The organism is Pseudomonas sp. MN1F, assembly GCF_009391885.1.
Taxonomy (GTDB): domain Bacteria; phylum Pseudomonadota; class Gammaproteobacteria; order Pseudomonadales; family Pseudomonadaceae; genus Aquipseudomonas.
This window is the reverse complement of the sequence record NZ_VZII01000061.1, coordinates 20025-28353: the sequence shown is the minus strand read 5'-3', so window position 1 is coordinate 28353 and position 8329 is coordinate 20025. Positions and strand designations below refer to the sequence as shown.

The following is an 8329-nucleotide window of genomic DNA, read 5'->3' as shown; positions in this document are numbered from 1 at the left end:
ACGCTCGGCTTGGGCCTTCGCGACAGCTTCGGCAGCGAAACGCTCGGCTTGGGCCTTCGCGGCAGCTTCGGCAGCGAAACGCTCGGCTTGGGTCTTCGCGGCAGCTTCGGCAGCGATACGCTCGGCTTCGGCCTTCGCGGCAGCTTCGGCGGCGATACGTTCGGCTTCGGCCTTTGCGGCAGCTTCGACGGCAATACGCTCGGCTTCCGCCCTTGCCGCAGCTTCGGCTGCCCTTCGCTCAGTTTCCCTTACTTCAGGATAAACATACTGTTCAGGTAGAGTTACAGGACCTTGCATGTGAGCTCCAGGCAATAAGCGGCGATAAACCGCAGAGTGCTGGAGCATTAATTATTGGTAAGGTTTAATGAATAGTGATGCTGTTCCTGGTGTGCTGGATTTTCTCGGGAGGTTGTTTTCCGCTTTATTATGACTTGCATTTATTAAGCTGAGATAAAATCGGCTTGAGGGTGTTGCTCTGGTACTTACATTCCGTTGTATGTTTGAAGTCACAGTATATTGTTGAGATGAACCCATCCCCCCAGGAGTCGCACGGCCTGAACTCGCAGTTCCTGCTGGGCGGGTTCATCCGCGAAGAGGCCAGTGCAGGATTATTGCTGGCCGATGGACTGTAAATACTCCGAGCGATCATCGCTGCGCTGCGCCACGCAAGTGTCCCAGGCCGCCTGGTACGCCTTGCTGCCCTGCTGCTCGGCATAGGTCTCGACCTTGCAGTCGGCATCTCGCAGCTGCGCCCACAGTTTTTCTGCAGCGTCCATGCGCCCGACCAGGGCCGTGGCCTTGTCGCCTTCGTCGGCATACTGGTCGCGAATGCGCTGGATCAGGTCGTCATACGCCGCTTTGAGCTCGCGCTCGGCAGTCTGCTTGTTGAATGCCGCGCAAGCGAAGGTCTGCTGGTCGCTCTCGACGTTGTCGCACGGGGTGCTTTCTTCCTCGCCGGCGTGGGCGCCCGAGACGACCGCCAGCAGTACCAGCCATGCCATTGATTTCATCCGTTTTCTCCTCAACAAGGCTGACGAATCGGCTGGATTCTCGCTCAGCCGCAGAGAAGACGATAGCTCCCTGACGAAATGTTCATGAATCGGCGGGAAATGTCGTTATCGAGACTGTCTCTCATCGCCAGACGGCGCGCCAGAGGGCGCGATGTCGCGCATTGACGCTTTCGGCAAACCCCCTGTCGTTTTTGCATCGGGGCGTCGCAGGGCACAGGCATATGCTGGCCCCAAAGCGCCGGCAGAAGATTCGGCGCGGCCCAAATCAACAAAGGGGACAGCCTGATGAGCCCAGCCGAACTTCACGCCGACAGCATCGTCATCGACGGCCTGATCATTGCCAAATGGAACCGCGAGCTGTTCGAAGACATGCGCAAAGGCGGGCTGACTGCGGCCAACTGCACGGTGTCGGTCTGGGAGGGCTTCAAGGCAACCGTCGACAATATCGCCGCCAGCCAGAAGCTGATCCGCGACAACAGCGACCTGGTGATGCCGGTGCGTACCACCGCCGACATCCGCAAGGCCAAGGAACTGGGCAAGACCGGCATCCTCTTCGGCTTCCAGAACGCCCACGCGTTCGAAGACCAGATCGCCTACGTCGACGTGTTCAAGCAGCTGGGCGTGGGCATCGTGCAGATGTGCTACAACACCCAGAACCTGGTCGGCACCGGTTGCTACGAGCGTGACGGCGGCCTGTCGGGCTTCGGCCGCGAGATCGTCGCCGAGATGAACCGCGTCGGCATCATGTGCGACCTGTCCCACGTCGGTTCCAAGACCTCCGAGGAAGTCATCCTCGAATCGAAAAAGCCGGTCTGCTACTCCCACTGCCTGCCTTCGGGCCTGAAGGAACACCCGCGCAACAAGTCGGACGCTGAGCTTAAGTTCATCGCCGACCACGGCGGCTTCGTCGGCGTGACCATGTTCGCGCCGTTCCTGGCCAAGGGCATCGACTCGACCATCGACGACTACGCCGAAGCCATCGAGTACACCATGAACATCGTCGGTGAAGACGCCATCGGTATCGGTACCGACTTCACCCAGGGCCACGGCCAGGACTTCTTCGAATACCTGACCCACGACAAGGGCTACGCCCGTCGCCTGACCAACTTCGGCAAGATCATCAACCCGCTGGGCATTCGCACTGTCGGCGAGTTCCCCAACCTCACCGAGACCTTGCTCAAGCGCGGCCATTCCGAGCGTGTGGTACGCAAGATCATGGGCGAGAACTGGGTCAACGTCCTCAAGGACGTCTGGGGCGAGTAAGCCGCTCTCCAAGCCTGATAGCCCCTGCCAGCAACGCCGGGGCACCCACATAAAAATTTTATGGAGTTGAGTTTCCATGGCCAAGATCGCCCCGCAATTGCCAATCGAAGTCGACAGCGAGACCGGTGTCTGGACCAGCGACGCCCTGCCGATGCTGTATGTGCCGCGCCATTTCTTCGTCAACAACCACATCGGCATCGAGGAAGTGCTGGGCGCCGACGCCTATGCCGAGATCCTCTACAAGGCCGGCTACAAGTCCGCCTGGCACTGGTGCGAAAAGGAAGCCGAATGCCATGGCCTGGAAGGCGTGGCGGTGTTCGAGCACTACATGAAGCGCCTGAGCCAGCGTGGCTGGGGCCTGTTCGAGATCCAGGACATCGACCTGGATAAAGGCACTTGCAGCGTCAAGCTCAAGCACTCCGCATTCGTGTACGTCTATGGCAAGTGCGGCCGCAAGGTCGACTACATGTTCACCGGCTGGTTCGCCGGCGCCATGGACCAGATTCTCGCTGCCCGTGGCAGCTCGATCCGCACCGTGGCCGAACAGGTCTACGGCGGTTCGGAAGAAGGCCACGAAGATGGCCTGTTCGTCACAAAGCCGTTGTAAGCCGGAGATAGCGTCATGGCATTCGAAGCAATGTTCCAGCCGATCCAGATCGGCAAACTGACCATCCGCAACCGCGTACTCAGTACTGCGCACGCCGAGGTCTACGCCACTGACGGCGGCATGACCACCGACCGCTACGTGAAGTACTACGAAGAGAAGGCCAAGGGCGGCATCGGCCTGGCGATCTGCGGCGGCTCGTCCGTCGTCGCCATCGACAGCCCGCAGGAATGGTGGTCGTCGGTCAACCTGTCGACCGACCGCATCATCCCGCACTTCCAGAACCTGGCCGATGCCATGCACAAGCATGGCGCCAAGATCATGATCCAGATTACCCACATGGGCCGTCGCTCGCGCTGGGACGGCTTCAACTGGCCAACCCTGATGTCGCCGTCGGGCATCCGTGAACCGGTGCACCGCGCCACCTGCAAGACCATCGAGGTGGAAGAGATCTGGCGCGTGATCGGCAACTACGCGCAGGCTGCGCGGCGTGCCAAAGAGGGCGGCCTGGACGGTGTGGAACTGTCGGCCGTGCACCAGCACATGATCGACCAGTTCTGGAGCCCGCGAGTCAACAAGCGTACCGACGAATGGGGCGGCACCTTCGAAGGCCGCATGAAGTTCGGCATGGAAGTGCTCAAGGCCGTGCGTGCCGAAGTCGGTGACGACTTCTGCGTGGGCATGCGTATCTGCGGTGACGAATTCCACCCCGATGGCCTCAGCCACGAGGACATGAAGCAGATCGCCGCCTACTACGATGCCACCGGCATGATCGACTTCATCGGTGTGGTCGGCTCGGGTTGCGACACCCACAACACCCTGGCCAACGTCATCCCCAACATGAGCTACCCGCCGGAGCCGTTCCTGCACCTGGCGGCCGGCATCAAGGAAGTGGTCAAGGTCCCGGTGCTGCACGCGCAGAACATCAAGGACCCGAACCAGGCTACGCGTATTCTGGAAGGCGGCTACGTCGACATGGTCGGCATGACCCGCGCGCACATCGCCGACCCGCACCTGATCGCCAAGATCAAGATGGGCCAGATCGACCAGATCAAGCAGTGCGTCGGTGCCAACTACTGTATCGACCGCCAGTACCAAGGCCTGGATGTGCTGTGCATCCAGAACGCCGCGACCTCCCGTGAATACATGGGCGTGCCGCACATCATCGAGAAGACCACCGGCGTCAAGCGCAAGGTGGTGGTGGTTGGTGCCGGCCCAGCCGGCATGGAAGCGGCCCGCGTGGCGGCCGAACGCGGCCACGACGTGACCCTGTTCGAGAAGAAAGACCAGATCGGCGGGCAGATCACCATCGCCGCCAAGGCGCCGCAGCGTGACCAGATTGCCGGTATCACCCGTTGGTACCAGCTGGAGCTGGCGCGCCTGAAAGTCGACCTGCGCCTGGGTACTGCCGCTGACGTGGCGACCATCCAGGACCTGCGCCCGGACGTCATCGTGCTGGCGGTAGGTGGCCATTCGTTCCTTGAGCAGAACGAGCATTGGGGCGCCGCCGAAGGGCTGGTGGTCAGCAGCTGGGACGTGCTCGACGGCAAGGTTGCGCCGGGCAAGAACGTGCTGGTGTACGACACCATCTGCGAATTCACCGGCATGTCGGTGGCCGATTTCATCGCCGACAAGGGCAGCCAGGTCGAGATCGTCACCGACGACATCAAGCCAGGCGTGGCCATGGGCGGTACCACCTTCCCGACCTACTACCGCAGCATGTACCCGAAAGAAGTGATCATGACCGGCGACATGATGCTGGAAAAGGTCTACCGCGAAGGCGACAAGCTGGTGGCGGTGCTGGAGAACGAATACACCGGCGCCAAGGAAGAACGCGTGGTCGACCAGGTGGTGGTGGAGAACGGCGTGCGTCCTGACGAGCAGCTGTACTACGCGCTGAAGGACGGTTCGCGCAACAAGGGCCAGATCGATGTGGAGGCGCTGTTCGCCATCAAGCCACAGCCGATCCTCAGCCAGCCGGGCGAGGGCTACCTGCTGTACCGCATCGGCGACTGCGTGGCCCAGCGCAACGTGCATGCGGCGATCTACGACGCCTTGCGCCTGTGCAAGGACTTCTGATCGCACCGCCTCTGTAGAGGCGGGACTGGCCCCCCTGTAGGAGCGAGCAGAGCTCGCGATGGCGTCAGCTTTGGCAACCGGGTTGTCTGATCGGACGCTATCGCGAGCGATGCTCGCTCCTACAGGGGTCCGCGCCACCCTTGAGGTAGCGCAAGAATCCAGCTGTTGTGGGAGCCTCCCATGTTGAACACCCTTCTACCCATCCTGCTGTTCGCTGCCCTTGGCCTGGCAGTGCTCGGCGCCCTGCGCCGGGTGCGCATGTGGCGGCGTGGCCGGGCCTCAAAGGTCGACCTGATCGGCGGCCTGCTGGCCATGCCGCGGCGCTACCTGGTCGACCTGCACCACGTGGTCGAGCGCGACAAGTACATGTCCAAGACCCACGTGGCCACTGCCGGCGGCTTCGTGCTGTCGGCGGCACTGGCCATCCTGGTGCATGGCTTCGGCCTGCAGAGCAAGATCCTCGGCTACGCGCTGCTGGTGGCCACGGTGATCATGTTCACCGGCGCCATCTTCGTCTTCAAGCGCCGCCTGAACCCGCCTTCGCGCCTGTCCAAGGGCCCGTGGATGCGCCTGCCGAAAAGCCTGCTGGTGTTCGCTGCCAGCTTCTTCATCGCCACCTTGCCGGTCGCTGGCATCCTGCCGGCCAACACCGGTGGCTGGGTGATGGTCGGCATTCTCGGCCTGGGCGTGCTGTGGGGCGTGTCGGAGCTGTTCTTCGGCATGACCTGGGGCGGCCCGATGAAGCACGCCTTCGCCGGTGCCCTGCACCTGGCCTGGCACCGCCGCGCCGAACGCTTCGGCGGCGGCCGCTCCACCGGCCTCAAGCCGCTGGACCTGGAAGACCCGAACGCGCCGCTGGGCGTGGAAAAACCCGTGGACTTCACCTGGAACCAACTGCTCGGCTTCGATGCCTGTGTGCAGTGCGGCAAATGTGAAGCCATGTGCCCGGCGTTCGCTGCCGGCCAGCCACTGAACCCGAAAAAGCTCATTCAGGACATGGTCATCGGCCTGGCCGGTGGCAGTGACGCCAACTTCGCCGGCAGCCCTTACCCAGGCAAGCCGATCGGCGAACACAGCGGCAACCCGCATCAGCCGATCGTCAACGGCCTGGTCGATGCCGAGACGTTGTGGTCGTGCACCACCTGCCGCGCCTGCGTCGAGGAGTGCCCGATGATGATCGAGCACGTCGATGCCATCGTCGACATGCGCCGCCACCTCACCCTGGAAAAGGGCGCGACCCCGAACAAGGGCGCCGAGGTGCTGGACAACCTGATCGCCACCGACAACCCCGGCGGCTTTGCCCCTGGCGGGCGGATGAACTGGGCGGCCGACCTCAACCTGCAACTGCTCTCGGAGGTGAAATCCACCGAAGTGCTGTTCTGGGTCGGTGACGGTGCCTTCGACATGCGCAACCAGCGCACCCTGCGTTCGTTCGTCAAGGTGCTCAAGGCGTCCGGCGTGGACTTCGCCGTGCTCGGCCTGGAAGAACGCGACAGCGGCGACGTGGCGCGCCGCCTGGGCGATGAAGCGACCTTCCAGCAACTGGCCAAGCGAAACATCCAGACCCTGGCCAAGTACAAGTTCCAGCGCATCGTCACCTGCGACCCGCACAGCTTCCACGTGCTCAAGAACGAGTACGGCGCACTGGGCGGTGACTACCAGGTGCTGCACCACAGTACCTACATCGCCGAACTGATCGCGGCCAAGAAGCTCAACCTCGGCCAGCACAAGGGCGGCAGCGTCACCTACCACGACCCGTGCTACCTGGGCCGTTACAACGGTGAGTACGAAGCCCCGCGTGAAGTGCTCAAGGCGCTGGGTATCGAAGTGCGCGAAATGGAGCGCTCGGGCTTCCGTTCCCGTTGCTGCGGCGGTGGCGGCGGTGCGCCGATCACCGACATCCCTGGCAAGCAGCGGATCCCGGACATGCGCATGGACGACATTCGCGAGACCAAGGCCGAGCTGGTGGCCGTGGGTTGCCCGCAGTGCACCGCGATGCTCGAAGGCGTGGTCGAACCGCGCCCACAGATCAAGGACCTCGCCGAGCTGGTGGCTGATGTGCTGATCGAAGAGGAAACTCCCGCGGCCCCAAAGTCGCCAACGGTTAAACGCGAAACTGCGGAGGTGCATTGATGAGCGACATCATCCGCCGCGATCCACGCGCCGAGTGGATCGCCCGTAACCGTCTGCATCCGCTGCATGCGGCGATGCAGACGCAACAGACCCGCTGGATGGGGCCAAACGGCCTGATCCGCAAGAACCCCCATGCGATTGCCGCAGGTTTCATCGGCCCTGCCGGCCTCAAGCGCATCGACCGCAGCGGTGCCCAGCAGGGCACCGGTGTCGGTGGGCGGCGTACGGCGGCAGCCGAAGTGCAGCTGCCGCTGCATCAGGTGCCGGCGCCGGCGTTCTACATCGCTGTGGTGCCGGACATGGTCGGCGGCCGCCTGAGCAGCCACGACCGCGACCTGCTGGGCCTGGCCCACGGCCTGGCTGGCAGCGACGGCGCAGTGCTGGCGGTGGTGTTTGGCGAACACAAGGAGAGCAACTTTTCCACAGCCGGTGTCGATCGCCTGCTGGTACTCGAAGGCGAGGCATTTGAAGGTTATGCACCGGAGCAATTGGTGCAGGGCCTGCGGGCTGTGGATAACCAGTTCGCACCGCGCCACTGGTTGCTGCCCGACAGCCGCAGCGGTGGCGGCGAGCTGGGGCGGCGCCTCGGTGCGTCCCTCGGCGAGCGCCCGGCGACGCGGGTCTGGCAGGTCAAGGACGGCCAGTGCATTGGCCGTGCCGGTGCCGGCCAGCAAGACCTGCAACGCGCCGTGCCACGCCTGATCCTGGGCGCGGCGGAGTGTGCCGAGCCAGTCAGCGAAACCCGCCACGAAGCGCTGCCGGTGGAGTTGTCCACAAGCGTGGTGCGCAGCCTGTCGCGCATCGAGGACCTGGGTTCGGTGGCCGTCGACCCGGCGACCATCGCCATGGCCGAAGCCGAGTTCATCGTCTCGGGCGGCAACGGCGTCAAGGATTGGGACCTGTACCACAAGGCCACTGCGGCCCTCGGCGCCACCGAAGGCGCCTCGCGGGTGGCGGTGGACGACGGCTTCATGCCGCGCAACCGCCAGGTGGGCGCCACCGGCACCTGGGTCACTGCACGCGTGTACGTGGCTGTGGGTATTTCGGGTGCGATCCAGCACCTGCAGGGCATCGGCGCCTGCGACAAGGTGGTGGCGATCAACATGGACCCAGGCTGCGACATGATCAAACGGGCTGACCTGTCGGTGATTGGCGACAGTTCGGCGATTCTCCAGGCACTGATCGAGGCTGTGGACAACTTCCGCAGCGGCGGCCAGCGCGACGCGGCATAAGGGCACGA

The 8329-nt window shown here is 63.4% G+C and carries 7 protein-coding genes; 6 read left to right on the top strand and 1 reads right to left on the bottom strand.

Annotated features, from left to right (window positions below):
* On the top strand, window positions 1-279 hold a 279-nt coding region (locus tag F6X59_RS28465), incomplete at its 5' end, for a hypothetical protein (RefSeq protein WP_256669420.1).
* A 329-nt stretch (window positions 280-608) separates the two neighbouring features.
* Here the strand turns inward: F6X59_RS28465 and F6X59_RS26380 are convergent.
* The gene (locus F6X59_RS26380) at window positions 609-1010 is read right to left on the bottom strand and encodes a lysozyme inhibitor LprI family protein (RefSeq protein WP_152959028.1); all 402 of its coding nucleotides are present in this window, start codon (window positions 1008-1010) and stop codon (window positions 609-611) included.
* A 285-nt stretch (window positions 1011-1295) separates the two neighbouring features.
* Between F6X59_RS26380 and F6X59_RS26375 the strand changes: the two genes are divergently transcribed.
* The 5 genes from F6X59_RS26375 (at window position 1296) to F6X59_RS26355 (ending at window position 8321) form a co-directional block, all read left to right on the top strand.
* Window positions 1296-2273 (top strand): dipeptidase, encoded by a 978-nt coding sequence (locus tag F6X59_RS26375; RefSeq protein ID WP_016392223.1) that lies wholly within the window; start codon window positions 1296-1298, stop codon window positions 2271-2273.
* A gap of 76 nt (window positions 2274-2349) precedes the next feature.
* Window positions 2350-2880, top strand: coding sequence for a DUF5943 domain-containing protein (locus tag F6X59_RS26370; RefSeq protein ID WP_054891724.1), 531 nt, complete (start codon window positions 2350-2352; stop codon window positions 2878-2880).
* A 15-nt stretch (window positions 2881-2895) separates the two neighbouring features.
* The gene (gene dgcA, locus F6X59_RS26365) at window positions 2896-4956 is read left to right on the top strand and encodes a dimethylglycine demethylation protein DgcA (RefSeq protein ID WP_152959027.1); all 2061 of its coding nucleotides are present in this window, start codon (window positions 2896-2898) and stop codon (window positions 4954-4956) included.
* 180 nt (window positions 4957-5136) lie between these two features.
* Complete coding sequence (gene dgcB / locus F6X59_RS26360; protein ID WP_152959026.1) at window positions 5137-7089, top strand: dimethylglycine demethylation protein DgcB; 1953 nt, start codon at window positions 5137-5139, stop codon at window positions 7087-7089.
* Window positions 7089-8321: an electron transfer flavoprotein subunit alpha/FixB family protein gene (locus tag F6X59_RS26355; RefSeq protein WP_152959025.1), complete on the top strand. Its 1233-nt coding sequence runs from the start codon at window positions 7089-7091 to the stop codon at window positions 8319-8321. Before dgcB ends, F6X59_RS26355 begins: the two co-directional genes overlap by 1 nt.
* Window positions 8322-8329 lie beyond the last annotated feature (8 nt).